The organism is Rhodococcus sp. JG-3 (assembly GCF_000482405.1).
Classification (GTDB): domain Bacteria; phylum Actinomycetota; class Actinomycetes; order Mycobacteriales; family Mycobacteriaceae; genus Rhodococcoides; species Rhodococcoides fascians.
In genome coordinates this window covers 2,070,886-2,093,988 of sequence record NZ_KI519398.1, presented here as the reverse complement: position 1 = coordinate 2,093,988, position 23,103 = coordinate 2,070,886, and the positions used below count along the sequence as shown (strand labels likewise).

The following is a 23,103-nucleotide window of genomic DNA, read 5'->3' as shown; positions in this document are numbered from 1 at the left end:
ATGTGACTCAGAACACGACCTTACGTGCGCTCACGAAATCCCACCCGCTATTGTCCGTTACCAGGGGTTCCAAACAGAACGGGGATCCGACGCACGGCGCACACGCGCCCTGCAACAGCCAACGGGGATGGAGGCGACGGCTATGAATCCGGCGCTCACCGTAGTGAAAACGTCCGACGCGGCAGCCACTGCGCGCCGCCGCGATATCCGCGGAGCAAGTCTGCAGTCGCAGATCCTGTCCAAGTACCTGCAGTTCACCGTGCGCCCGTTCCTGACGGTGTGGGCGCAGGCACCGTCACTGCCGTGGCCGATGGGTTTGGTCGATTACGCGGGTCTGCTCGTCCCCCAGATCAGCGGCACCACCCGCAGTCGCGTCATGCTCTCCGAATGCGAGGCCGAGTGGATTCGGGCCGAGGGCAGCGGCACCGATCGTGTCGTTCTGTACATGCACGGCGGCGCCTTCGTGTGCTGTGGACTGCGGACTCATCGGCGGATGACGTCACGCGTCTCCAAGAGCGTCGACGGCGCAGTTCTGTCGGTGAATTACCGCATGATGCCGCGTAACCCGATCGCACACGCCGTCGAGGACGGGGTCGACGCCTACCGCTTCCTCCTCGATTCCGGCTATCGCCCGGACCAGATCATCATGGGCGGGGATTCGGCGGGCGGATATCTCGCTTTCATGGTCACCTTGGCTCTGCGTACCGTCGGCCTTCCGGCACCTGCCGGCATCTTCACGATGTCGCCGCTGACCGACATGGATCCCACCGGCAAGCTCACCCACGAGAACGCGGACAAGTGTTCGGTGTTTCCGTCCAACGCCGTTCCCGCACTGACCGCCCTCGCCGATCGGGTCGACGCACGGATCGTCATCGAAGGTGAACGCGGCCCTCGGGTCTCACCGGTCGACGGTGATCTCGCCGGCCTGCCGCCGGTGCTGATCCAGGTCGGATCGACCGAAATGGTCTATGCCGACGCCGAACTCATGGCGGAGCGCCTCGCCGTCGCCGGCGTCGACTGCGAACTACAGGTCTTCGAGGATCAGGTGCACGTGTTCCAGGCCGCCGATTTCGTTCCCGAAGCGCGTCGCGCACTACGCGCCATCGGCGAGTTCGCCCGTAACGTCAGCCCCAGTACAGAAAGCTGAGATACCTTCTCCCCATGGCAGTCACAGTGAACAAGTCCGTCGACATCGAGGCGGACGCAGCGACAATTCTCGACGTCCTCGCCGACGTCGAAGGCATCCCCTCGTGGTCTCCCGTGCACAAGAAGTGCGAGGTGGTCGACCGCTTCGACGACGGTCGGCCGAACCACGTCAAGATGAAGGTCTCGATCATCGGTATCAACGACGAGCAATTGGTCCAGTACACCTGGAGCGAGAACGAGGTGTCGTGGAGCTTGGTGGAGAGCACCCAGCAGAAGGCCCAGGAAGGCCGATACACGTTGACGCCCAAGGGTAACGGGACGCACGTCGAATTCGAGCTGACCGTCGACCCGAAGGCTCCCCTGCCCGGCTTCCTCGTCAAGAAGGGCACCAAGACCATTCTCGAGGCAGCGACCGAAGGGCTACGCCAGCACGTGGTGGGCTGAGCGTCACTGATCCTTGCGGGCGGCGAGAACGGCCTCGTACACCTCGCGCTTGGACACGCCTGCGACGGCCACCTGAGCGCAGGCGTCCTTCAATCGCATGCCCGACGCCACCAGCGATTCCACCTCGGCCACGAGATCCTCGGGTTCCTCGGCGACGGCGACCGCTCCTTCGAGTACAACGGTGATCTCACCGCGCACTCCGTCACGTGCCCAGTCGAGCAGCTCACCCAGTCCGCCGCGGCGTACCTCCTCGTAGGTCTTGGTGAGCTCTCGGCACACCGCAGCGCGGCGGTCGGGGCCGAGAACGTGCACCGCGTCCTCGAGACATGCGACGAGCCGATGCGGGGCCTCGAAGAAGACGATGGCACGCGGTTCGGCGAGCACCGACTGGAAATACGTGCGCCGCTGTCCCTGCTTGCGCGGGGCGAATCCGTCGAAGCAGAAGCGCTCCACCGGCAGCCCCGACAGTGCGAGGGCGGTCGTGACGGCCGACGGTCCGGGCAGGCAGGTCACCGGCAGGTCGGCGTCGACGCAGGCCGCGACCAACCGGTAGCCCGGATCGCTCACCGACGGCATGCCCGCGTCGGTCACCAGCAGTACGGTCTTTCCCTCGGCGACGGCCTCGACCAGTGCGGGTAGCCGCGCCGTTTCGACCTGGTCGTAGAAACTGACGACCCTGCCCCCGATCGTCACGCCGAGGGAGGACGCCAGTTGTTTGGTGCGTCGGGTGTCTTCGGCGGCCACGACATCGGCACTACCGAGGGCATCACGCAGGCGCTGCGAGGCATCTCCGACGTCGCCCATCGGGGTGGCAGCAAGGATGAGCATGTCTCCAGTGTCTCCCATGCGGTGCAGCGGCCTGCCGCCCACTCCGGAACACCGCCTACGATCGGTACGTGACCTTGCTGACCTCTGAGCGCTCCGGCGACCGGTCGATGGTCAGTCCCGGGCCCACCGTTGCCGCGCGCGACTGGTTCCACGACACCGATGTACGACGCGGCTGGATCGTCACCCTCGTCGTCACCGCCATCTGCGCGATCACGCGCTTCACGATGCTTCGGTACCCCACCGACGCCGGAACGCCGGTGTTCGACGAGAAGCACTACGCACCGCAGGGTTATCAGGTGCTCACCGGCGGCGGGCTCGAGGACAATCCGGCCTACGGACTGGTGGTGCACCCGCCGGTCGGCAAACAGCTGATCGCCGTCGGCGAGGCGTTGTTCGGCTACAACGGTTGGGGATGGCGTTTTTCGTCCGCGGTGGCCGGAACGCTGTTGGTACTGCTGGTGATTCGCATCGTCCGACGCCTCACCCACTCGACGCTCATCGGTGCGATCGCAGGGATTCTGCTCATCGTCGACGGCGTCACGTTCGTCAGCAGCCGCATCGGCATGCTGGACATCTTTCTGGCCCTGTTCGTCACCGCTGCTCTGGGTTGCCTGGTCGTCGACCGCGACGACGTGCGAAAGCGACTGTGGACGGTGCGAGCCGAGGGCCGCATGGACGTCAGCGATCTCGGCCCTCGAATGGGTGTGCGGTGGTGGCGTTTCGGGGCCGGCATCATGCTGGGTCTCGCATGTGGCACCAAGTGGTCGGGTCTGTATTTCATCGCGTTCTTCGGCTTGCTGAGCGTGGCGTTCGACCTGGCTGCTCGTCGCTCGTACGGGGTTCGCCGACCGTGGCGCGGAACTGCGGTGCGCGACATCGGACCCGCGCTGTACGCGCTGGTGATCGTTCCGATCGCCGTGTACCTGATGACGTACTGGGCGTGGTTCACCTCCGAGACCGGTGTCGACCGACACGAGGTGGGCAACGGAATCGGATTCGGCGGACCGTTCTCCTTCGTCCCCGGCGCCCTGCGGTCGCTGTGGTACTACAGCGGCAGTGTGCTCGATTTCCATGAGGGACTGACCAATTCGGCAGGCAATCGGCACCCGTGGGAATCCAAGCCCTGGACGTGGCCGATGGGCCTACGCCCCATGCTGTACTACTTCGCCGACGGCGAGAGCGTGTCGGGTTGCTCGGCGTCGTCGTGCGTGAAGGCGATCATGCTGATCGGCACGCCCGCGATGTGGTGGTTGGCCTTGCCGATGCTCGCCTGGACGCTGTGGTCCGTTCTCGTACGACGAGATTGGCGCTACGCCACGGTTCTCGTCGGTTACGGTGCCGCACTGTTGCCCTGGTTCGCGACCCTCGACCGGCAGATGTACTACTTCTATGCGGTGGCGCTCGCGCCGTTCATGGTGATGGGCTTCGCACTGGTACTGGGCGACATCATCGGAAAAGCGAGCGCCTCGGCCGAGAGACGCGGCACCGGACTGCTTCTGGTGTGCCTGTACATCGCGGTGGTGATCGCCAACTTCGTGTGGCTGTGGCCGATCCTCACCGCGATGCCGATCACCCCGCAGATGTGGCAGGAACAATTGTGGTTACCGAGTTGGCGCTGAGCGCCCCACTCGGCTCGCTACCGACTACTGCAGAATTGCGGTCTTGCCCTTGGTGATTCCGTCGATGCTGATGCGACCGGCACCGAACGCCGCGAGCATCAAGGCGCCGACGCCGAGAGCGACGACGAGCTCGTAGCCGTTTTCGGTGGCGAACACCCCGTTCTCGAAGTGGACGAGGAATGCAGCTCCCAACATGTCGGCGAACAGCAGCAGACCGGCGATCGGGGTGAAGATGCCGAGAACCAATGCGCCGCCGCCGATGAGCTCGACGAACGTTGCGAAGTAGGCAGACGCCGTGGGTACCGGAATGTTCATCGCCTCGAAGCTGGCAGCAGTGCCGTCGAGGCCGAAGGTGTTGAGCTTCTGCCACCCGTGGGCGATGAAGACGACTCCCAGGCCGATACGGGCTACGAGGGCGACGGCGTCACGGACGAGTGTTGAGTTCATTGATAGGCATCCTTCTGGCGCGGCTGAATGGGCAGCACCACCCTGACAGAAGGAGGTTGAAGCGTCAACTTACCGGCCGCCTGCCCCTTTCAGAGCAGCTTCGAGAAACGTTCGCGCCTGGTCGTCGTCGAGACCGATAGATCTGACGGCCCGGACGAATTCCGTTGCGGCCCTGGCTGCAATATCTCGTGACGGGTCACCGCCGGACGCCACGAACGATCCGGACCTACCCCGCGTCTCGATGATTCCCTGCTGTTCGAGCTCCCGGTAGGTCTTCGCCACCGTGTTCGGCGCGATCTTCAGCTCTTCGGCAAGCCCACGTACCGTGGGGATCTTTGTTCCGGCGATGAGATCCCCGGACCGCACCAATCCCAGAATCTGCATCCGCAATTGCTCGAACACCGGGGTCGTGTTCGACGGATCGATGCTTACGCGCACGATCGCCTCATCGAACCGCGTCGACAGCGTCGGCGATGGACGTCGATCCGGACGTGAGCATCAGCGTTTTGCCGATGGCACTGCCGGTGTCGATCAGACGGGCGACGACCGCTGCCACGTCGGCACGGGTCACCTCGCCCGGGTCGAGTGGAGGCTCGGTGAGCGAAACCGAGTCCGTCGCATCCTCGTCGGTCAGCTTGCCGGGGCGAAGAACGGTCCAGTCCAAGCCCGCGCGGGACGAAACATCTTCTTCCGCAGCAGTTTTGGCCCGGATGTATGCTTTCCATCCCTCGTCGAGGTCGTCCGCGACCGGCTCACCGGCCCCGAAGGAACTGATCAGCACGTAGCGGCGAACGCCGGCCTTCTCGGCGGCATCGGCCAACAACACCGCACCGGCCCGGTCGACGGTGTCCTTGCGCTCGGGACCGCTGTTGGGACCTGCACCGGCCGCGAACACCACTGCGTCGGCACCGGAGAGAACGTCGGCCAACTCGTCGACGGACGCAGACTCCAGATCGATGACCTGCGGCAGCGCACCGAGGGCCGTGACGGCATCGACGTGATCGCTGTTGCGAATGAGCGACACAGCGCGGTCACCGTGCGCCGTGAGAACCTGCGTGAGATGTTGGGCGATCTGGCCGTGCCCACCTGCAATGACAATGCGCTTGTCGGTCATGCGACTACTCCCGTTCCTGACGTGATCTGTCGCGTTGGCTACCCGCGTGACAGGATTGCAAACATGACCCGGGCCGCAACCATCTATCACAACCCACGCTGCAACACCTCCCGCACCGTTCTGAAGACGATCGAGGATGCGGGCATCGTCCCCCAGGTCGTCAAGTACCTCGAGACGCCGCCGACCGAAGACGAACTCCGCACGCTGCTCGCCGACGCGGGACTCTCACCACGTCAGGCTGTTCGAACCCGAGAGAGCATCTACAAAGAACTCGAACTGGCGGAGGCCGACGACGAGACCTTGATCGCGGCGATGGCGGCGCACCCCATTCTGATCGAACGCCCGATCGTGGTCACCGACAAGGGAACCGTGTTGGCTCGCCCCGCCGACAAGGTCCTCGCCGTCCTGTAGAAACGCCTGTCGGTCAAAGCCTTTCGCGAGACACCGGGCACGACATACACCGGGGGCCACCCCGGCCCGAGCCCAACTCGGACCCGGAGATTCGCAACACCTCGATGCCCGACGCCTCGAGCCGCGCATTGGTCTCGACGTTGCGCTCGTAGGCAACGACCACCCCCGGGGAGATGGCGAGGGTGTTGTTGCCGTCGTCCCATTGCTCGCGTTCGGCGGTCACATGATCGAGTCCGGTGTCGATCAACCGGAGTTTGCCGATTCCCATCGCATCGGCGGCGGCTTCGAGGAACGGGTCGGCACCGCGAATACTGACGCCGGCATCCTCGCGGTGAATCGTGAACGCGGACAACGTGTCCTGAATAGCCGGATACATCACGACCGCGTCGGTGTCGACCATGGTGCAAACGGTGTCCAGATGCATGGACGCACGCTCCTGCGCGATCGGTACCACCAACACGCTGTGCGCCAGATCGTCCTCGAAGAGACTGCGTGCCAACGCTTCTGCGCCCGCAGGGGTGGTGCGCTCCCCCACACCCACCGCGACCACTCCAGGAGCGAGCAGCAACACGTCACCGCCTTCGACCGGAGCGGTACGGGATTCGTACGCACGTCGCACGCCTTTGAACATGGGATGGAATGCGTAGATCAAGTCGGTCAGCGACGTTTCCCGTACTCGCGCAGGCAAGGCGAGGGAGGTGATCGCCACTCGGTTGTCGATCCAGAACGACGAGTCACGGGTGAACAGCAGATTGGGCAGCGGATCGATGACGAAGTCGCCCCCGTGATGCATGCGGCGAACCAGCGAGGCACCACTGGGCTCGGCCTCACCGGACTCGGCTTCGAGCAACTCGTCGAACGTCATGCCCGCCATCAGGATCTGAGCCAGTTCGGCTGCCGGGATACCGCGCAGGTACTGGGCGAGATCCTCGGCGAGAGCCCGTCCGAGCCGCCGAGCGTCGACGGCAGCCGAGATGCCCTGCATCCGAGCGGCACCGCTGACCGTCATCGCTTCGGTGAGGAGTTCGCCCAGCAGCAGCACCGTCACGCCGCGGCTGCGCAGCAGCTCCGCGAACGCATCGTGCTCGTCCTGTGCCCGGTCCACCCACGGCAATCCGTCGAACAGCAGTTGGTCGTTGTTTCTCGGAGTCAGGCGCCGCAGCTCGTCGCCCGGGCGGTGCAGCATCACGGTGCGGAGCACACCTACCTCGGAATTGGCTCCCAACGGGCCCGCAGCGGAGTCGACGCTCATGAACGAACGGTAAACCCATTCGTCGTTCAGCGCTGGCATCCGGACCTGAAGTAATGTCGAGGTCGTGCCGATGCCCGAGTGGAACGTCCGTGAACTGACTCCAGGCCAGCTGTCGGAGCGCAGCGGCGTCGCCGTGTCCGCGTTGCATTTCTACGAGAAGCAGGGCTTGATCAGCAGTCGACGAACATCGGGCAACCAGCGCAGGTTTCACCGCGAGACTTTGCGCAGAGTGGCGTTCATTCGTATCTCGCAGAAGGTGGGAATCCCTCTCGCGACCATCCGTCAGGCGTTGAGCGAACTTCCGGACGAGCGAACGCCCACCCGCGAGGACTGGGCCAGGCTGTCGACGCGGTGGCATCGCGAACTGGACTCGCGCATCGAGCAGCTGGTTCGCTTACGGGACGACCTGACCGGGTGCATCGGCTGTGGTTGTCTGTCGTTGGCCGGCTGCGCTCTGGCCAACCCACACGACCGGCTCTCCTACTCCGGCCCCGGTGCCCGCACACTGGACGTCGACTTCGACGCCCCGTCGGTGCGACGCGGCTCGAGCAGCTTGGAGAACTGATCGTTCGCTCGTTGCAGCACGAACTCGTACGGTGGCGCGAACTTTCGCGAGATCCAGTAACCGAAGCGAATGTCGTTGGAGGAGTACACGAGGTACTTGCGTTTGGCGATACCGGCGAGAATCGCATCGGCCACGACCGACGGTTCGACAGCACGCTTCTCGAACCGGTGCTGCAGCTTCTGCACCCGAGGATCGTCTCGATCGATGCCGGCAATCTGCAGCGTCTGCACCAGGCCGGTCTTGACCCCACCGGGCACGACGAGGCTGACGCCGATTCCGTGACGTTTGAGGTCGTATCGAAGAACTTCGGACACGCCACGAAGGCCGTACTTGCTGGCGCTGTACGCAGCGTGCCAGGGCAGAGGAATCAATCCCGCCGCGGACGAGACGTTGACCAGATGCCCACCGCGGCCCGCCTCGATCATCGGCGGGAGGAATTTCTCGATGACATGGATGGGACCCATGAGATTGACATCGACCATGGACTTCCAATGCCGATGCTCCAGATTCTCGACGGTGCCCCACGCCGAGATGCCCGCGACGTTCATCACGACGTCGAGGCTGCCGAACTCGGCGTGAATATCGTCCGCGAAGGCGGTGACCGCTTCGAAATCGGAGACGTCGAAGGGCAAGGAGTGACTGACCGTTCCGCCCGCTCGACCGACCAGGTCCACGGTCTCGGCAAGCCCGGAGGCATTGATGTCGGTCAGGAACAGTTCAGCTCCCACAGCTGCAGCCGCGATGGCCGTCGCCCGGCCGATTCCGCTGCCCGCTCCCGTGATCAACGTCTTCTTGCCGCGCAGATCGTATGTAGCCATCGAAGCTTGTTCCCCCACCGGTTGCCACGTGTCAGGTCGATTCCGACCCTACGCGGTGACGACCGACAGGGCCGTCACAATCTCTGCGACATCTCGTCTCGGTAATCGGCGACGGTGTTCTCGATACGCGTCGCCTCGTCGTCGGCACCTCGCTTTCGCGCGTCGTCCGCGCGGTGCTGCAGAGTGCCGATCGCTTTCCGGAGCTCGTTGTCCGACATTCTGTGTTCCATGTCACATAGTGTGCGCCTCACGTCGGCGCGCAGCAAGCACCCCGGGCGACGAGAACGTCAGACGGTGACCGAGCTCGAATCGATGTTCTCGCGCACGAAGCTCGAGAGGCTGCGAGCTGCGAATTCTCGGAAGTAAGCCAGCTTGTCGGCAGGCACCAACGACGGCAGCACGGTGTTCCACACCTTCTCCATACGAGACGGCGCATCCTCCAGACGCGACTGCGCCTCGGACACCATCAGAACCCCGGCCAGCATTTCGCACACCAGCAGTGCCGCGTTGCCTGCGTCCAGGTGGTCGGCGACGTCGCCGTGCTCGATGGCCCGCTCGAAAAGATGCTCGAAGATGTTGCCCCAGGTGCCGAACACGCTTCCGCGAGCGGTGTCGGACCCGTCGATCTCCATCTGCAACCGGTACATCACACGAACGAGCGGATCCGACGCTGCCAGTTCGAGAACCGAGTACGAGATTCCGATGACGGACTCGAGGGCTGGGCTGCGGCTGTCCACCAGCCCCGCGCAGGCCGTGGACACTCGCTCGTGACCTTCGTCGACGATGGCGCGAGCGAGTTCTTCCTTGGACGCGAAATGGAAGTACAGCGCGCCCTTGGTCACGCCGGACTGCGCCGACACCTGACTCAGCGTGGCATTGGCATGCCCGACGTCGAGGAAGAGATCTGCTGCAGCGCGCAGCGCCGCCGCGCGAGTGGCTTCTGCCCTGAGTTGTCTCACCATGTTGCTACACCCCTGCTCAGTCGATCGTGCGATGACATCGACACCTTGTGGTCCGCGCTGGCTCCCGGGTGCTGAACCCACGAACTCGAATTCACGTTCCCTATACGGGCTTGTCAGCGCTTGCCAATAGTAACCGGTTCGTCGGCGATTTTGTGATTCGAAAGTGACAAAAACATGAAGAAGACCTCGTTTACAAAACGATCGAAACGAAAAGTTCCACTTCTCCAGCATTCGTAACGACTTCTACTTCCTCGGCGTAAGCACGGAATAGCGTCCCGGATCGAACGCACTCGTCGACTTGCGCCCAGACGTCTTCGATCGGATCCGCGAGACCACCACTGGGCTCGAACACTGCAAACACACCAGTCGGTATGGATACGAACACATCTCCCACAGCGACGTCACTCGGAGAGTCCAGCGGGACACCGACGAGTGCATTGACGGTGCCGTGCGCATCGGGGACATACACGGTGGTCACCTCCGTGGCGTCGATGTTCTTCTCGCGCACACGATCTCGGAGGAATCCCATCCATTCGCTGCAACTGGCCTCGGCACCGGGCTCCACCCGCGGTGCCACCAACCCACCGAACAATTCGGCACTGCGCGCGGTGATCCGAAAGCTCATCACGAACCGCCGGGCTGCGTGATGGCCAAATACAGGTCGACTTTGTAGGCGTGCGGGTAGCACTCGTAATCACCGGTGAACGATCGCACTATCTCCCCGTTCTCCTCGGCGTGATCGATCTGATTCCACAATCGAGTGAGAACGTCGGGAAAATAACCCACCGCGGAGAATCGGGCATATTTTGCAGACGGCACTTTTGCGATCAAATGCCCACGCGTCACCTGCCCGAGCGACGAGCACTGGTAACCGACTATCTGTGTATTGTACGATCCGATTCCAGGGGCGAAGTCCGTGTAGATCGACGCAAGCGGTCCGGCAGTCTCCTGATTGAGCACTGCGGACCACGCCTGGTTGAGGGCAGGATCGTTCAACCGCCCGAGTGCTCGTTTGGGACTGCGAACGGGGAGACCGGCGACCCACGTTTCGGGGAGGTCGACGATCTCGAACGACATTCACACTCCGTATGGAAGTTGCAGGGGCAGATCCAGCGCTCGGATCGTCGGTTCACGATATAACCCGTCAATCTACCGGGCCGACCGGTACGCAGATGATCGTTTGTTCAACAGGATGTGTCACTGGGTCTTGTCCCCGCGCATTGTGACCGACGAAGCGACGTCACCGACCGATTGCGTCGAGCACCAATCCCGCCATCGCAGCGCTGCCCAGCGGGGTCGGATGCAAGAACGGTGTCGGACCGAACGTCATCGAGCCCGTGAACCAGCGCTCTGCAATCGGTGCGCATGCGTCGTGGCCGACGGCCGGCCCCGCCACATCGACGAACGTCGCCCCATGTCTGACGGCACTGTCTCGAAGCACGGAATCGAACCGGACGAAGAAATCCTGCACGAACGCCGCATCGGCACCGTGCAGATTCGAGTCCGGGAAACAGCCCTGATGGTCGAAGTAACCACCGTGGCCGACCAGCACGACGACGGCGTGTGGTGAACGCTGCGTAATCGCGTCGAGTACGCCGTCCAACACCGGCCCCAGCTCCCCCAGCCTCTGGTCTATCTCCTGGAGGACCACGGGGTTGTTTCGGCACCGAGGATCTTCCTGCGGCACAGGTTGCAGGCACGGCCCGATCAACTGCGCCCAATTCAGGTCGTTGCCGCCTATCGAAAGGGTCACCAGCGTCGTATGAGGCCGCAGTGCATCGATCTGAACCGGGACACGATGATCATGGCCGGATACGCCGCGTCGGATCGTCCACAACCGTCTCCGCCGGCATAGGACAACCACGCGGGCCCGGCAGCCCCGGAGTCGCCCAGAGCGACGTAGTGGACGGGGTTGTCGACGACGACGTCCGCCGACGCAGTCCCGACGAGCTGTCCCGTCAGCAGAGACAAGGCAAGACCGACGACGAACGTCCGAACATCGAAGCGCACGACACGCCCCGCCTGCTATGCGGCCGCCCGACCGGCCACCCCGACTCGACTCTCGGATACCCGCGGGTCGAAGAACTACGAGACAGTAACACCGCGTCGGCGATCACGCGGGCCTGTATCGAACCGTGGGGCCGGTTCCGGGGGCGGCAGCAGATACAGCGAGTAGATCGGCGCTACCGACCGGACAATCGTCGCGTACCGCTCGAATCAGCCGTGAATTTACTCGGCCGACGCCGTGGTGGCATATTCGCCATCGCGAACAGGTGACGAATATTGTTGCGATGTCACGCCCTCGTTCGAATGCGACACCGGCAGAATTCGCGGCTCGCATCCGGACAAAATTCGAGTCAACGGCCAATGCACGGTATGCAGAATCATGTCCGCGATCAACAGTCGACGCAGCGCCTTGTTCGCCAAATCGTGGTGGGCCCATGTTCGGTAGGAACTCAGCACATAATGACGATATTCGAGGGGCGGAGTCAGCAGCCGCCGACCGGACACCTCGACGCACATCGTTTTGATCAGCGCGATCTGGAGACCGACGCGGTACAGGCACAGCGAGAGATCGATATCCTCGTGCAGGTCGGTACGCAGACTCACGCGGTCGCGGGCGGCTTCCCAAGCGGAGCGGCGAATGGCGAAGTTGTTACCCGAGGCCGCCGAGACCCGTAACTCGTCGGGTTTGCGCTTGGTGGAGTAGTCCACGTACGCGCCGTACGGTGCAGCCCACGGGGAGTCGTACAGGTAGATCGGCCCGGTCACCGCCGCGTAGTCCAGTCTGCGGTCGAAGAAATCCAGAATCGACTCGGCCCAATCCGGAGCTACCCGAGTGTCCGCATCGATACGTCCGATGATGGATCCTTCGGCCCGATCGAAACCGGCGTTGCGCGCATGAACGACGCCTCGCTTCGACTCCCGGACCAGAACTATCTCCGGAAACCGGCGGCTGTAGCTCGCTACCACGCCGGCGGTATCGTCGGTGGAATTGTTGTCCACCACGATTATTTCGTAAATGTGTTCACGTTGCGCCAATAAAGCGTCCAGGCATCCACCCAAATGCGCCTGTTCGTCGAATGCGGGCACAACAACAGAAAGAGTGTTCACAACGCCAACCCCTGACACCTTTTTGGCAATGCGTAGCTCGACAATTTCCGAAGCGAATGCAAAGAGTGCCGAGCCTCTGACGCAGATGATGCTACATCATCAATTCGACGAAATAAGTCGTCCAATTTCGGATCGATAATAGCCTTTTGTCGATATCGACAAGCGCTTTATCGATCGTTCGTCAGAGTATTGCTCTCGAAATCAGGCGTCGCGCCCGCTATGGCTCGCGCGTCGGGTAGATCGTTCAACTCCCGGCGACGAGCGGCTGGACTGCCGACGTACACCGCGTCCGGTTCGCAATCCTTGGTCACCAACGAGTTCGCCCCGATGATGCATCCCTCACCGATGCGGACCCCGGGCATGATCACCACACCGGACCCGATCCACGTGCCTCGCCCGATGGTGACCGACTCGCCCCTCAGCAAGCCTGCCCGTCGCCACGACGGTCCGACGTCATGGGTACTGGTGATGATCCGAACGTGGTCCGCCAGGAACACATCGTCACCGATCACGATGTCGGCAACAGTGTCGAAGTGGCACCCGAAATTCACGAAGACCCCGGTGCCCATCCGTACCGACCCGCGACCCTGGATCATCGCGCCGCCGTATATCAAGCACGGCCCGTCCGTCCGGACTCCCGCCGGCCGCAGCAAGGTCGCCCGCAGTACCGCCGGAACGAACGGCAGGTTCGCCACCGACACGAGGGTTGCCTGACGCATCTGAAAGAGGGCCCACTTGACGTTCGACGAGTCGCTCGCCCAGGTCGGGATCAGGGAGCGCAGGTTCACGCGGCCTCTCGCATCCGTTCGTCGGAGAGCGCACGGTCGTCGACGGGTAGCGCGCGCGAGGGCACCGCCGAGAACATTCTCGAGATGGGCCAGCGCAGCGTGTGCAGGAGCCAATCGATCGCAACGATCCGGGCCAGCTTGGCCGATGCGAGCCCGTGCTCCTTGTAGGAGCGGTAGCCCGCGATCGCGTAGTTCACGTACTTCACCGGAGAGGTAGCCGATCGCCGGCCGGAGACCGCAGCCTTCATACGGCCGTTCTGAGCAAGCGGCAACTTCTTGCCGACCAACGACAAGCACAGATCGATGTCCTCGTGCACGCAGGTCTTGTCGCTGACGACATCCCGAACCTCGTGCCAAGCAGATGCGCGGATTGCGAAATTGTTGCCCGATACCGCCAAGGCGCTGCGCACCGACGGGTCGCGCTGCTCCGCTCGAGCATGTTGCCACGCCAGAGGCCGGGCCCACGGCGACTCGTACAAGTAGGTTCGCCCGCCCGCTGCCGCAACCGTGGAGTGCTCTCCGAAGAATTCGATGATGGAGCGTGCCCACCCGGGCCGGACGCGCGTATCGGCGTCTATGCGGCCGATGATGGACGACTGCACGAGATCGAAGCCTGTGTTCCGGGCATGCACGACGCCCCGATTCGGCTCGTGCACCAACTGCACCTTGTCATTGACCTCGCACAGGGTCTCGACCAGATCGAGCGTCCCGTCGGTCGAGCCGTTGTCCACCACGACGATACGGTCTATGCAGTTTCCCTGATCGAGCAGCAGATTCAAGCATTCGCCGATGTGGTCGACCTCGTCGAGCACCGGAATTACCACACTGAGAGTGTTCATTTCGATCCCCTGATTGAATTCGACACCTACCGAACGCGCAGGCACGCGTATAAAGATACGACATCAGCCACGCGAACACTAAAGTCAGCCGAAGAAGCAGCCCCAGCTCAGAGCGCCGAAAACTGCAGCGTGACGCGATTATCGGCGCTAAGCAATCCAAAAGACCGTTTCGGGTCAATGGTGCTCATAAGACGTTCGAAAGAATTCGATTCCCGTTAATAATCGAATGTTGTTCGAATCCGCCATATTGCCGGAAATGCCTCAGCTCACGCGACGACGTATGAGGCCGATGGATATCGATCGTGCTCGTCGTAAATACGACGCAGCCTGTCGCCAGCGCCTTCGGCGGATCGCCGTGTCTACTGCCGCAACCACACCATCGTCGGTCACGCCTGCCTCTTCCATGGCAGCAAGCCCGTTTCGCAGGTGGTGGCACTGACGGTTCGTCAACGTCAAGGACCTGACCGCATGGAGATCGATGGGTCCTGGAAGGGCAGCACTCTCCGCACCTGCAGCGGCCAACCCGATCTTCGTCCTGATGCACTTGAAGCACACTCCGCAGTTGAATCGACCGTCGCGATTCTCCCAGCACACCCGTAGATGCTTCATCGCCGTCTCGTCCAGGCCTATCCGCCGGAGCTTGCCGAGCCGATTCACCTCCAACTCGTGGTGATCGAACGTGACACTGCTACTCGACCACAGCGGGTCCAGATCGGGATGGGAACCCCACGGCAGCAGATCCCAGCGACTGTTGGACGACGGAATCATGACGGTGCTCACATGCTGCGACAACGCCAGCCCCACGTGAGCCAGGGCGGCTCCGTGAAGGTCGTATCCCCAATCGAGCGGCAATCGGTCTCCGAACGCCGACCTCAACGTGGTCTTGACCTCGATCAGCGGCTTGCCGAGCTCCGCGGCCGCGTCTCGGGCACTGGCCAGTGCCCGAGAGGCCAAATCCTCGTTCCCGGCGGAGATGTCGAAACCGTGAACGAATATCAAATGGGTGATGCGATCGGATTGGGTGATTGCCGAATAGAAGCTGTCCACGCCTCCACTGAAGAAGCAACCCACCCCTCGGCCGTCGGACAGTGCATCGGAAGGTTCAGCCGATACCGATATCCCATGAAACCGTCTGGGATACCAGTCGAGAAACACTTTCTGCGCCTCGGGAGCGCCTCGAAGTGCCGTCGAATCCACCGGGCCGTCGAAAGCGATACTCCACTTCTTTCGCATTCCCGCTACCAGCATCGGAGGAAGCCACGGAGTCGCCGAATGGTCCAACTCGTAATTCGACGCGGTGGTCACCACAGCCTCTTTGCCGAGAGGCGTCACTATCCGGGCCGCAATTCGATGAGCCTCGGTGTCCTCGACATGCACGGTCATCTGGCTGGTCACCGTATGAAGTGTGACACAAGCGCCGGCGACGTAACGCCGCACCGACAACTTACGGAACCGGCTGGTCGGTAGGGTCGGATGTGTGCACACGGTCAGGATCGAGACTGCCCTGTACGACGACGTCGAACTCGTCTATCAGGACGACTCCGTGGCCGGCTACTACCTGTCGACGCCATCCAGTCGCGTCACGTTCGTTCGCACCGGACCGCAGACCGCGGACAGGACTCCCCTAGGCACCCGACGGTCCACAGATATTCGCGCGACGGTCGGCGGTGACCCGATTGCGGTGCAACTGGGGTCCGCACGAGTCGTGAAACGCTCGTATCGAGTACGTCTGGCCTACCGAGACCGCGTACTAATGCTTGCCGCGAAAGACCTCGAGTCCAGCGCACTGATCCGCGGCGACACGGACCGCGGCAACGACTCGTTCGGCGACCTCACTCGCGAGTACGACGGCGGAGTGAGCGCGTTCTGGGGCCTACCGTTCACGTTCTTGCGCACGAAGCTCGAACCGCCGACGCCGACGGCGGACGAAGCGTTGGTCGGCATGACCGCCGCAGCGGCATTCGGCACCGGAGGACTGTCCGTCACCACGATCGCAATGAGTGCACTGAGCTCTGTATTGCCTTGATTCACAACGAAAGCCGCCACTCGAGGTGAGTGGCGGCTTCGTTTCGGGGTGGAGCTGAGGGGAATCGAACCCCTGACCTTCTCGATGCGAACGAGACGCGCTACCAACTGCGCCACAGCCCCGTTTGCCGTCGTCTCGACCGGCTGGGCAACTCTAGCAAAGCCCCTCGGGACCGCTGTTACGCGCCCTGCGCCCGACGGAAATCGCCGTCATCGTCGCGGCGTGCCTGGAACGGCTCCTCGTAATGATCGAGATGCTCGAACTCCGGGTCCTCGTCGTCGATCTCTAGCACTACGGCTCCGGGGCGACGCAGACGCTGCGGCACGAGTTCGAGCTCTTCGTCGGTCTCCGATTCCACACCGAGGCGCGAGCGACCCATGCGTGTGAGTCGTCGTCGACGAATCTCTTCTTCGATCTGCACCTGCCTGCGCAGGTAGTACAGGTATCCGACGAGGACTGCGACGGACAGCCCGCACAGCCACCACACCGTCGGGGAGATGATGAACGCCAGTGCCGCGGTCGTGATCGCGGCGAACACCAGGCCGAGAACCGCGCGCTGACGGAAGGCGTATCGGGCGGCCCTGGCGATGGCGTCGGCCTCGGGATCGAATCCGCCGCGGCCGCGTCGGCGAGGCACGAAGTCGTCGTCGACGACTCCCGGCTCGTGTGCGGGAGATTTCGCGCGAGGTGCGTCGTGGACCGGTTCGTCGCGTTCGAGGTCGTTTTCTTCTTCTGCGTGAGTGTCCATGGGGTCCTCCGCGGTACCGGGTAGATCGGGTGAGTCCGAACGAATCGACGCGAATTTCGGGCCGAAGATCTCGCTGGCGGGCGCGGAGACCCGTAGGTCGTCCTCCGGCCGCCAGTCGGGATCACTGCGGTGGCCGGTCGCGGGGCCGCGCTGCTTGCGCTTGGTGCCACCCCGATGCAACACGCGCGTGGCGAGTGCTGCGTCCGTGGTCTGCATGATCTGCGGACGCTTGGTCATCAGCATGGGAAGAAGAACGAAGAGCCAGACGGCCACGAGACCGATCCAGATGATCGAGTTCGGCATCGGCGATGTTCTCCTTCCTCAGGCGACAGCGACAGTCGAGACGCCCTCAGGTTATGTGGAGCAGGTGCGAGAACCCCGCAGACGCGCCGACCCGAATTACACTCCTGTCACTTTGACAACATCTGCAACCGCAAACCGTGGCGCGAGCGCTATGCCCACGCAGCCCTGCCCGCACGGACCAATCGATCGACGACCGATCCCTGCACCTCGCCCGAGGTGATCGCGACGAGCTTGTGGTCGCGCCACTCGCCGTCGACGTCGAGGTACTTGTAGAGCAGGCCCTCTTCGCGGAATCCGACGTTGCGCAGCACGGCCTGGCTGGCGAGGTTCTCCGGACGCACCGTCGCCTCGACGCGGTGCAACCCGACCGGCCCGAAACAATGATCGAGTCCGAGCGCCAGCGCCGCGGTGGCGACACCTTTGCCGTTGACTTCCTTGGACACCCAGTACCCGATCCACGCCGACCGGAGCGCGCCGCGCACGATGTTTCCGGTGGTGATCTGCCCGCAGAATTCGCCGTCGACCTCGATCACCATCGGCAGCATGTGCCCCTTGCGTGCCTCGGACTTCAGGCCCGAGCACAGCGTCGGCCACGAGGATATGTGGTGTCGGGAATTCCAACTGCCCTCACCGCTCGGCTCCCACGGCTCGAGGTGGGCGCGGTCCTGGGTGCGGATTCGACTCCAGGAGGCTGCGTCGCGCATGCGGACGGGCCGAACCGTCACCGTTCCCCCGGCCACTTGCACTGGACCCAATTTCGCCGGCCAACCCGGGTGGCTCGACCACGTTCGCGGCATCAGTCGATCGTATGCGCTGCGCGTGTGAGCGCGTGCGTCAGCCGCGCTGAGCGAGGAACGAGACCTTCACTTCTTCGCCGGTTCGGATCTCGGTGACGTCGGGATCGATGACGACCAGGCAGTTCGCCTCCGCGAGTGTCGCGAGCAGATGAGACGACGAGCCCGGTGCACCGCCGAGAGCCTGGACGAGATATTCGCCGGTGCCCTCGTCGCGCATCAGTTGTCCTCGCAGGAACCCCTTGCGGTCCTCGATCGATGTGATGGGTGCGACGGTCCGCGCGGTGACGGTTCGGCGCAGCGGCTGGCGACGACCGAGCGCGATGCGAATGAGCGGACGGACCATCACCTCGAACACCACGAGTGCGCTGACGGGGTTGGCAGGCAACAGGAACGTGGGCACCTCGTCACGTCCGAGCTGGCCGAATCCCTGCACCGAGCCGGGGTGCATGGCAACCCGCTCGACTTCCATGTCGCCGAGTTCGCCCAGTGCCTCTCGGACGCCATCGGACGCGCCGCCGCCGACCGCTCCTGCGATGACGACGATCTCGGAGCGGATCAACTGGCCTTCGACCACTTCACGCAGTCGCTTGGGGTCGGTGCTCACGATGCCGACTCGGTTGACGTCGGCTCCGGCATCGCGTGCCGCAGCGGCGAGCGCATAGGAGTTGACGTCGTACACCTGACCGGGCCCGGGAGTCCGATCGGTATCGACCAATTCCCCGCCCACCGAGATGACCGACAACCGCGGACGCGGGTGCACCAGCACCTTGTCGCGTCCGACGGCGGCCAACAGGCCGACCTGCGCGGCACCGATGATCGTTCCCGCCCGCACGGCCACGTCGCCGGGTTGAACGTCGTCGCCGATCTTGCGCACGTAGTCACCCGAGCGAACCGGACGGAACACCTTGACACGGGCGCGGCCGTTGTCGGTGCGATCCAGCGGCAGGACTGCGTCGGCCAACGTGGGCAGCGGCGCGCCGGTATCGACCCGCACGGCCTGACGCGGCTGCAGCCGGATGGGCTGACGCGAACCCGCGGAGACCTCGCCGACGACGGGCAGCGTCAGGTCGATGCGCTCGTCTTCCTCGTTACGCAGGTCGGTACCCGCGGAGGCGACGTCGACACTGCGTACGGCATAACCGTCGATCGCGGCCTGGTCGAAGCCGGGAAGGGGACGCTCGGTGACCACTTCCTCGGCGCAGAGCAGACCCTGCGCTTCCGAGATGGCGACCCGAACAGGCCGTGGAGCCACCGCCGCTGCGGTCACCCTGGTCTGTTGATCTTCGACCGAGCGCATCTGGCCCTTCCTCTATGGCATCGACCCGCGATGCTATTCGTACGTCGTCAGTTCCGGTGCCCAGCTGTCGCTCAAGCGTTCGTTCAGCCATTCACGCAGCGCGGGACCGTAGTCGTCGCGCTGCAAAGCAAAGTCAACCGCAGCGCGTAGGTATCCCCCGGGATTTCCGAGGTCGTGTCTCGATCCACGATGCACCACCACGTGAACGGGATGGCCCTCCTCGATCAGAAGTGCGATGGCGTCGGTCAGCTGCAATTCGCCGCCGGCACCGGGCTCGATGCGTCGCAACGCGTCGAAGATCGCGCGGTCGAGCAGATAGCGGCCCGCGGCAGCCAAGTTGGACGGTGCCTCTTCCTTCTTGGGCTTTTCGACCATGCCGGTGACTTTGAGGACGTTCGGATTGACGGCATCGGGCACGATTTCGACGGAGAAGACGCCGTAGGACGAGACCTTGTCGTCGGGAACCTCGATGGCGCACAGCACCGAGCCGCCGCGCTTGGCGCGCACCCGGGCCATGACGTCCAGCACGCCCCGCGGCATCACCAGATCGTCGGGCAGCAGCACCGCGACCGAATCCTCGTCGTCGTCGAGTGCTTCCTCGGCGCATGCGACGGCGTGACCGAGTCCGAGCGGTTCGTGCTGAATGACCGATTGCACGTCCAGAAGCTTGGGGGCGACGCGTACCTTCTCGAGCATTTCGAGCTTTCCGCTCGCTTCGAGCTTCTTTTCCAGAACGAGGTCCTCGACGAAGTGGGCGACGACGCCGTCCTTGCCGGGAGAGGTGACGATGACCAACCGTTGTGCACCGGAATCTGCCGCTTCTCCGGCGACGAGCTCGATACCGGGAGTGTCGACGACCGGAAGCAGTTCCTTCGGAACGGTTTTCGTGGCCGGCAGGAACCGGGTACCCATGCCTGCGGCGGGGACGATGGCCGTGCGGAAGTGCACAGGCGTGGCGGCGGTCGTCGCTGAAGCGGCTTCTGTCATGGTGCTCACCCTATCCGTGGTTTCTGGAAATTGGCTCGGCGTGTGCCCTGTTCGACCCCCGAGTACATATCGTTGAACGACAGCACGAGAGGGAGAGTGAACCGTTGTGAGCGTTCCCGAATTTTCGGAGAACACGCCGAAGGATCTGTGGCGGGAGCATGTCCTCGCCGAACGCCGACTGCTCGACGATGCGCAACGCGCGATGGAGTCCTCCGCACTCTGTCACGTCGTCGGCGAATTGGCGGCCGAACACTCGGTGGTGGCCGCGTATGTTCCGATCGGCCGAGAGCCGGGGTCGGTCGAGATGCTCGACGCGATGGCCGCGGCGGGTGCCACGGTGCTGCTCCCGAGCGCTCATGAGCCGGGGCCTTTGAGGTGGGCGCGGTACGAGGGGCGCGATTCTCTGGTGCGGGCTCCGTACGGGCTGCTCGAACCGTCGGGTCCTCTTCTCGAGCCCGAGGCCGTCGAGCAGTGCTCATTGGTGCTGCTACCCGCGTTGGCGGTCGATCGCCGTGGTGTCCGGTTGGGCCGCGGGGCCGGGTTCTACGATCGCACTCTCGACCTGTGCAGTCCCGAGGCCATCCTGGTCGCGGTCGTGCGTGACGACGAGGTGTTCTCGCGGCTACCGGCCGAGGCGCACGACCGCCGGGTGACGCATGCGCTGACTCCCGGCGGTGGGCTCGTACGCTTGGGTACGGAATAACGCTAGGATTCGATTCGTTGGCACTCCTGACTGTAGAGTGCTAATGCTCTCCCCAGTTTCGACGAACAGACAAGACACCGGCGGTGTTCGGCCTCGGCCAGCAGAGCGCGAACCTCCTCGGTGACCAGCGCGGAGGAAACACGATGCCCACCTACTCATACGCCTGCACCGAGTGCGACAACCGCTTCGACATCGTCCAGTCCTTCACCGACGACACGTTGACGGTATGCCCGGCATGCTCCGGCAAGCTTCGCAAGTTGTTCAATTCGGTCGGCATCGTCTTCAAGGGCAGCGGCTTCTACCGCACCGACAGTCGGGGCAACTCCGGCACCGCCAGCGAAGGCGCGAGCGAGAAGAAGTCCGACGCCGCGGCCACGAAGTCGGAGACTAAGAGCGACTCGAAGCCTGCCGAGAAGAAGTCGTCGGATTCGTCCTCGTCGAGCAGCTCCTCCTCGTCCTCCACCACGAAAGCTGCTGCCAGCCAGTAGTTTTCGGATCCATCCACAGGCCGGCCTGTTATCCACAGGCCGGCCTTTTCGGTCTCTTCAGGCCAGTTGGGACCGCTACCGTTCCGGTCATGGCTGCCCGCAAGAACCGACTGGACTCGACGCTGCTCGACCGCTTCGCTCAGCGTCCCGCGTGGGTGGGATCGGTGAAAGTTCGACGCATCGCCGCGGGCATTCTGGTGGCCGTCGCAGTCCTGCTGTTCGTCGACGACGCCGCAGGCGACGATCGCGTCCGCGTCGTCACGGCCGGCCGCGACCTGACTCCGGGAACGATACTGTCGGCGGCCGATGTCGTCGTCGCAGAATGGGATTCGGCCACGGTGCCCGAGGGAACATTGTTCGATTCCGCGGGCGTGGACGGACGGACGCTGACCGGTCCGGTTCGAGCAGGTGAACTGCTCACCGACGTCCGGCTGTTGGGCTCCCGAACAGCCTCCGCGGCGCTGGGGGCCGAGGCACGCGTCGTACCGGTGCATCTCGCCGATGCGGGCGTGACCGACCTACTCAGAGAAGGCGACCGGGTGGACGTCCTGACCGTCGAAACTCAGGAGAATCCCGACGCCCCACCTGCAGCTCGGATACTGGCATCGGGGGCGATGGTGGTGCTCGTCTCCGCCGAGGCCGGCGGGGGTCGGCAACGAGATCGGGTGGTGCTGCTCGCCCTACCGACCGAGGATGCGACGACGGTGGCGGCCGCGTCGCTGGTGAGCGCTTTGACGGTGACATTGCATTGAGTCGGTGCCCGGGCGATTCACGGGGTCCGAAGTCGATCGATCTGGGTTAACGTCTGGCGAGACCGAAACATACCAAGAGATCGGAGAGCGGCTCATGCTGAAGGGATTCAAGGACTTTCTGTTGCGAGGCAACGTGGTCGACCTCGCGGTCGCAGTCGTCGTCGGCGCAGCATTCACGGCAATCGTCACCGCGTTCACCACGAACATCATCAACCCGTTGGTCGCCGCTGTCGGTGGCAGCAACGAACTCGGGTGGGGAATCAAGATCCTCAGTAGTAACGACGCCACGTTCATCAATATCGGCGCGGTCATCACGGCGATCATCAACTTCATCATCATCGCCGCGGTCGTGTACTTCGTGCTGATTCTGCCGGTGAACACCGCGAAGAAGCGCTTCGTCAGCCAGCCGGAGAAGGAACTGAGCGACGTCGACGTGCTGGTGCAGATCCGCGACATCCTCGCAGGGGGAACCGCTGCAGGACAGAAGCTTTCGACCGCGGCCGACACCACCGGCGGCAGCGGCGAAGCAATCGATTCGCCCTCCCCCGACCTCGGTAAGCACTCGAAGGACTGACACCGGTCTGCTTCGACGAATGAATGCGCCATTCACGCTGTCTGACAGCGTGAATGGCGCATTCATTCGTTGTGGGGCGTG

The 23,103-nt window shown here is 63.6% G+C and carries 30 protein-coding genes and 1 tRNA gene; 10 read left to right on the top strand and 21 right to left on the bottom strand.

The window, feature by feature from the left end; genetic code table 11:
• Positions 1 to 142 precede the first annotated feature (142 nt).
• Positions 143 to 1,147 carry an alpha/beta hydrolase gene (locus K414_RS0111420; protein ID WP_051365061.1) on the top strand — a complete coding sequence of 335 codons (1,005 nt, stop codon included), beginning with the start codon at positions 143 to 145 and terminating at the stop codon, positions 1,145 to 1,147.
• A gap of 14 nt (positions 1,148 to 1,161) precedes the next feature.
• Complete coding sequence (locus K414_RS0111415) at positions 1,162 to 1,590, top strand: SRPBCC family protein (protein ID WP_027496068.1); 429 nt, start codon at positions 1,162 to 1,164, stop codon at positions 1,588 to 1,590.
• A gap of 3 nt (positions 1,591 to 1,593) precedes the next feature.
• Here K414_RS0111415 and rsmI read toward each other — a convergent pair whose 3' ends face one another.
• Positions 1,594 to 2,418 carry a 16S rRNA (cytidine(1402)-2'-O)-methyltransferase gene (gene rsmI, locus K414_RS0111410; RefSeq protein WP_027496067.1) on the bottom strand — a complete coding sequence of 275 codons (825 nt, stop codon included), beginning with the start codon at positions 2,416 to 2,418 and terminating at the stop codon, positions 1,594 to 1,596.
• A 107-nt stretch (positions 2,419 to 2,525) separates the two neighbouring features.
• Here rsmI and K414_RS0111405 point away from each other — a divergent pair, with 107 nt between their 5' ends.
• The gene (locus tag K414_RS0111405; protein ID WP_027496066.1) at positions 2,526 to 4,037 is read left to right on the top strand and encodes a phospholipid carrier-dependent glycosyltransferase; all 1,512 of its coding nucleotides are present in this window, start codon (positions 2,526 to 2,528) and stop codon (positions 4,035 to 4,037) included.
• A 24-nt stretch (positions 4,038 to 4,061) separates the two neighbouring features.
• Here the strand turns inward: K414_RS0111405 and K414_RS0111400 are convergent, their stop codons facing one another.
• From K414_RS0111400 to K414_RS0111390, 3 genes are all read right to left on the bottom strand, one after another.
• Positions 4,062 to 4,484 carry a DoxX family protein gene (locus K414_RS0111400; RefSeq protein ID WP_027496065.1) on the bottom strand — a complete coding sequence of 141 codons (423 nt, stop codon included), beginning with the start codon at positions 4,482 to 4,484 and terminating at the stop codon, positions 4,062 to 4,064.
• 69 nt (positions 4,485 to 4,553) lie between these two features.
• Entirely contained in the window at positions 4,554 to 4,922 is a 369-nt protein-coding gene (locus K414_RS0111395) for a GntR family transcriptional regulator (protein WP_027496064.1), read from the bottom strand.
• 7 nt (positions 4,923 to 4,929) lie between these two features.
• Positions 4,930 to 5,598, bottom strand: coding sequence for an SDR family oxidoreductase (locus K414_RS0111390; RefSeq protein WP_027496063.1), 669 nt, complete (start codon positions 5,596 to 5,598; stop codon positions 4,930 to 4,932).
• A gap of 63 nt (positions 5,599 to 5,661) precedes the next feature.
• Between K414_RS0111390 and arsC the strand changes: the two genes are divergently transcribed.
• Positions 5,662 to 6,009 (top strand): arsenate reductase (glutaredoxin), encoded by a 348-nt coding sequence (arsC, locus tag K414_RS0111385; protein ID WP_027496062.1) that lies wholly within the window; start codon positions 5,662 to 5,664, stop codon positions 6,007 to 6,009.
• Between the two features lie 13 nt (positions 6,010 to 6,022).
• Here arsC and K414_RS0111380 read toward each other — a convergent pair whose 3' ends face one another.
• Positions 6,023 to 7,261 carry an arginine deiminase gene (locus tag K414_RS0111380; RefSeq protein ID WP_027496061.1) on the bottom strand — a complete coding sequence of 413 codons (1,239 nt, stop codon included), beginning with the start codon at positions 7,259 to 7,261 and terminating at the stop codon, positions 6,023 to 6,025.
• 64 nt (positions 7,262 to 7,325) lie between these two features.
• Here K414_RS0111380 and soxR point away from each other — a divergent pair, with 64 nt between their 5' ends.
• Entirely contained in the window at positions 7,326 to 7,826 is a 501-nt protein-coding gene (soxR, locus tag K414_RS0111375) for a redox-sensitive transcriptional activator SoxR (RefSeq protein ID WP_027496060.1), read from the top strand.
• Here soxR and K414_RS26690 read toward each other — a convergent pair.
• From K414_RS26690 to K414_RS26665, 11 genes are all read right to left on the bottom strand, one after another.
• Positions 7,742 to 8,644: an SDR family oxidoreductase gene (locus tag K414_RS26690; RefSeq protein ID WP_032407705.1), complete on the bottom strand. Its 903-nt coding sequence runs from the start codon at positions 8,642 to 8,644 to the stop codon at positions 7,742 to 7,744. The genes soxR and K414_RS26690 overlap by 85 nt on opposite strands.
• Positions 8,645 to 8,718: 74 nt before the next feature.
• On the bottom strand, positions 8,719 to 8,874 hold the full coding sequence (locus tag K414_RS29375) for a hypothetical protein (protein ID WP_167329154.1): 156 nt from the start codon (positions 8,872 to 8,874) through the stop codon (positions 8,719 to 8,721).
• A gap of 57 nt (positions 8,875 to 8,931) precedes the next feature.
• Positions 8,932 to 9,606, bottom strand: a complete 675-nt coding sequence (locus K414_RS0111360) for a ScbR family autoregulator-binding transcription factor (protein ID WP_027496059.1) — start codon at positions 9,604 to 9,606, stop codon at positions 8,932 to 8,934.
• 190 nt (positions 9,607 to 9,796) lie between these two features.
• Positions 9,797 to 10,231 (bottom strand): AraC family transcriptional regulator, encoded by a 435-nt coding sequence (locus K414_RS0111355; RefSeq protein ID WP_027496058.1) that lies wholly within the window; start codon positions 10,229 to 10,231, stop codon positions 9,797 to 9,799.
• Complete coding sequence (locus K414_RS0111350; RefSeq protein ID WP_027496057.1) at positions 10,231 to 10,683, bottom strand: GyrI-like domain-containing protein; 453 nt, start codon at positions 10,681 to 10,683, stop codon at positions 10,231 to 10,233. Before K414_RS0111350 ends, K414_RS0111355 begins: the two co-directional genes overlap by 1 nt.
• Positions 10,684 to 10,846: 163 nt before the next feature.
• Entirely contained in the window at positions 10,847 to 11,470 is a 624-nt protein-coding gene (locus tag K414_RS28540) for an SGNH/GDSL hydrolase family protein (RefSeq protein ID WP_237606169.1), read from the bottom strand.
• On the bottom strand, positions 11,356 to 11,616 hold the full coding sequence (locus K414_RS29115; protein WP_051365059.1) for a hypothetical protein: 261 nt from the start codon (positions 11,614 to 11,616) through the stop codon (positions 11,356 to 11,358). The genes K414_RS28540 and K414_RS29115 overlap by 115 nt, the downstream gene beginning before the upstream one ends.
• Before the next feature lie 219 nt (positions 11,617 to 11,835).
• Positions 11,836 to 12,720 carry a glycosyltransferase family A protein gene (locus K414_RS26680; RefSeq protein ID WP_161631796.1) on the bottom strand — a complete coding sequence of 295 codons (885 nt, stop codon included), beginning with the start codon at positions 12,718 to 12,720 and terminating at the stop codon, positions 11,836 to 11,838.
• A gap of 167 nt (positions 12,721 to 12,887) precedes the next feature.
• On the bottom strand, positions 12,888 to 13,508 hold the full coding sequence (locus K414_RS26675) for a DapH/DapD/GlmU-related protein (protein ID WP_235580006.1): 621 nt from the start codon (positions 13,506 to 13,508) through the stop codon (positions 12,888 to 12,890).
• A complete protein-coding gene (locus K414_RS26670; RefSeq protein WP_094714916.1) occupies positions 13,505 to 14,347 on the bottom strand; it encodes a glycosyltransferase family 2 protein in 843 nt (280 codons plus the stop codon). Before K414_RS26670 ends, K414_RS26675 begins: the two co-directional genes overlap by 4 nt.
• Positions 14,348 to 14,608: 261 nt before the next feature.
• Complete coding sequence (locus K414_RS26665) at positions 14,609 to 15,742, bottom strand: hypothetical protein (RefSeq protein ID WP_179274384.1); 1,134 nt, start codon at positions 15,740 to 15,742, stop codon at positions 14,609 to 14,611.
• Positions 15,743 to 15,824: 82 nt separating this feature from the next.
• Here K414_RS26665 and K414_RS0111320 point away from each other — a divergent pair, with 82 nt between their 5' ends.
• On the top strand, positions 15,825 to 16,373 hold the full coding sequence (locus K414_RS0111320) for a hypothetical protein (RefSeq protein ID WP_027496056.1): 549 nt from the start codon (positions 15,825 to 15,827) through the stop codon (positions 16,371 to 16,373).
• Positions 16,374 to 16,422: 49 nt separating this feature from the next.
• On the opposite strand, the gene K414_RS0111315 is transcribed toward K414_RS0111320, so the two are convergent.
• The 5 genes from K414_RS0111315 to K414_RS0111295 form a co-directional block, all read right to left on the bottom strand.
• Positions 16,423 to 16,495 (bottom strand) — tRNA-Ala (locus tag K414_RS0111315).
• A gap of 56 nt (positions 16,496 to 16,551) precedes the next feature.
• Entirely contained in the window at positions 16,552 to 17,424 is an 873-nt protein-coding gene (glpR, locus tag K414_RS0111310; protein WP_027496055.1) for a gephyrin-like molybdotransferase receptor GlpR, read from the bottom strand.
• Positions 17,425 to 17,573: 149 nt separating this feature from the next.
• The gene (locus K414_RS0111305) at positions 17,574 to 18,221 is read right to left on the bottom strand and encodes a GNAT family protein (RefSeq protein ID WP_027496054.1); all 648 of its coding nucleotides are present in this window, start codon (positions 18,219 to 18,221) and stop codon (positions 17,574 to 17,576) included.
• A gap of 37 nt (positions 18,222 to 18,258) precedes the next feature.
• Positions 18,259 to 19,518 (bottom strand): gephyrin-like molybdotransferase Glp, encoded by a 1,260-nt coding sequence (gene glp / locus K414_RS0111300; protein WP_027496053.1) that lies wholly within the window; start codon positions 19,516 to 19,518, stop codon positions 18,259 to 18,261.
• Between the two features lie 33 nt (positions 19,519 to 19,551).
• Positions 19,552 to 20,505, bottom strand: coding sequence for a UTP--glucose-1-phosphate uridylyltransferase (locus K414_RS0111295; protein WP_027496052.1), 954 nt, complete (start codon positions 20,503 to 20,505; stop codon positions 19,552 to 19,554).
• A gap of 106 nt (positions 20,506 to 20,611) precedes the next feature.
• Here K414_RS0111295 and K414_RS0111290 point away from each other — a divergent pair, with 106 nt between their 5' ends.
• From K414_RS0111290 to mscL, 4 genes are all read left to right on the top strand, one after another.
• A complete protein-coding gene (locus K414_RS0111290; protein WP_051365056.1) occupies positions 20,612 to 21,208 on the top strand; it encodes a 5-formyltetrahydrofolate cyclo-ligase in 597 nt (198 codons plus the stop codon).
• A 143-nt stretch (positions 21,209 to 21,351) separates the two neighbouring features.
• Positions 21,352 to 21,696, top strand: coding sequence for an FmdB family zinc ribbon protein (locus K414_RS0111285; RefSeq protein WP_027496050.1), 345 nt, complete (start codon positions 21,352 to 21,354; stop codon positions 21,694 to 21,696).
• Between the two features lie 89 nt (positions 21,697 to 21,785).
• Positions 21,786 to 22,448, top strand: coding sequence for an RcpC/CpaB family pilus assembly protein (locus K414_RS0111280; protein WP_027496049.1), 663 nt, complete (start codon positions 21,786 to 21,788; stop codon positions 22,446 to 22,448).
• A 94-nt stretch (positions 22,449 to 22,542) separates the two neighbouring features.
• Complete coding sequence (gene mscL, locus K414_RS0111275; protein ID WP_027496048.1) at positions 22,543 to 23,022, top strand: large conductance mechanosensitive channel protein MscL; 480 nt, start codon at positions 22,543 to 22,545, stop codon at positions 23,020 to 23,022.
• Positions 23,023 to 23,103: the final 81 nt, after the last annotated feature.

What these genes read in the sequence shown, in the direction of transcription:
- K414_RS0111420 (WP_051365061.1), top strand. Translation starts at nt 143, where the DNA reads ATGAATCCGGCGCTCACCGTAGTGAAAACGTCCGACGCGGCAGCCACT.
- K414_RS0111415 (WP_027496068.1), top strand. Translation starts at nt 1,162, where the DNA reads ATGGCAGTCACAGTGAACAAGTCCGTCGACATCGAGGCGGACGCAGCG.
- rsmI (WP_027496067.1), bottom strand. Translation starts at nt 2,418, where the DNA reads ATGCTCATCCTTGCTGCCACCCCGATGGGCGACGTCGGAGATGCCTCG.
- K414_RS0111405 (WP_027496066.1), top strand. Translation starts at nt 2,526, where the DNA reads ATGGTCAGTCCCGGGCCCACCGTTGCCGCGCGCGACTGGTTCCACGAC.
- K414_RS0111400 (WP_027496065.1), bottom strand. Translation starts at nt 4,484, where the DNA reads ATGAACTCAACACTCGTCCGTGACGCCGTCGCCCTCGTAGCCCGTATC.
- K414_RS0111390 (WP_027496063.1), bottom strand. Translation starts at nt 5,598, where the DNA reads ATGACCGACAAGCGCATTGTCATTGCAGGTGGGCACGGCCAGATCGCC.
- arsC (WP_027496062.1), top strand. Translation starts at nt 5,662, where the DNA reads ATGACCCGGGCCGCAACCATCTATCACAACCCACGCTGCAACACCTCC.
- K414_RS0111380 (WP_027496061.1), bottom strand. Translation starts at nt 7,261, where the DNA reads ATGAGCGTCGACTCCGCTGCGGGCCCGTTGGGAGCCAATTCCGAGGTA.
- K414_RS26690 (WP_032407705.1), bottom strand. Translation starts at nt 8,644, where the DNA reads ATGGCTACATACGATCTGCGCGGCAAGAAGACGTTGATCACGGGAGCG.
- K414_RS29375 (WP_167329154.1), bottom strand. Translation starts at nt 8,874, where the DNA reads ATGGAACACAGAATGTCGGACAACGAGCTCCGGAAAGCGATCGGCACT.
- K414_RS0111360 (WP_027496059.1), bottom strand. Translation starts at nt 9,606, where the DNA reads ATGGTGAGACAACTCAGGGCAGAAGCCACTCGCGCGGCGGCGCTGCGC.
- K414_RS0111355 (WP_027496058.1), bottom strand. Translation starts at nt 10,231, where the DNA reads ATGAGCTTTCGGATCACCGCGCGCAGTGCCGAATTGTTCGGTGGGTTG.
- K414_RS0111350 (WP_027496057.1), bottom strand. Translation starts at nt 10,683, where the DNA reads ATGTCGTTCGAGATCGTCGACCTCCCCGAAACGTGGGTCGCCGGTCTC.
- K414_RS26670 (WP_094714916.1), bottom strand. Translation starts at nt 14,347, where the DNA reads ATGAACACTCTCAGTGTGGTAATTCCGGTGCTCGACGAGGTCGACCAC.
- glpR (WP_027496055.1), bottom strand. Translation starts at nt 17,424, where the DNA reads ATGCCGAACTCGATCATCTGGATCGGTCTCGTGGCCGTCTGGCTCTTC.
- K414_RS0111305 (WP_027496054.1), bottom strand. Translation starts at nt 18,221, where the DNA reads ATGCCGCGAACGTGGTCGAGCCACCCGGGTTGGCCGGCGAAATTGGGT.
- glp (WP_027496053.1), bottom strand. Translation starts at nt 19,518, where the DNA reads ATGCGCTCGGTCGAAGATCAACAGACCAGGGTGACCGCAGCGGCGGTG.
- K414_RS0111295 (WP_027496052.1), bottom strand. Translation starts at nt 20,505, where the DNA reads ATGACAGAAGCCGCTTCAGCGACGACCGCCGCCACGCCTGTGCACTTC.
- K414_RS0111285 (WP_027496050.1), top strand. Translation starts at nt 21,352, where the DNA reads ATGCCCACCTACTCATACGCCTGCACCGAGTGCGACAACCGCTTCGAC.
- K414_RS0111280 (WP_027496049.1), top strand. Translation starts at nt 21,786, where the DNA reads ATGGCTGCCCGCAAGAACCGACTGGACTCGACGCTGCTCGACCGCTTC.
- mscL (WP_027496048.1), top strand. Translation starts at nt 22,543, where the DNA reads ATGCTGAAGGGATTCAAGGACTTTCTGTTGCGAGGCAACGTGGTCGAC.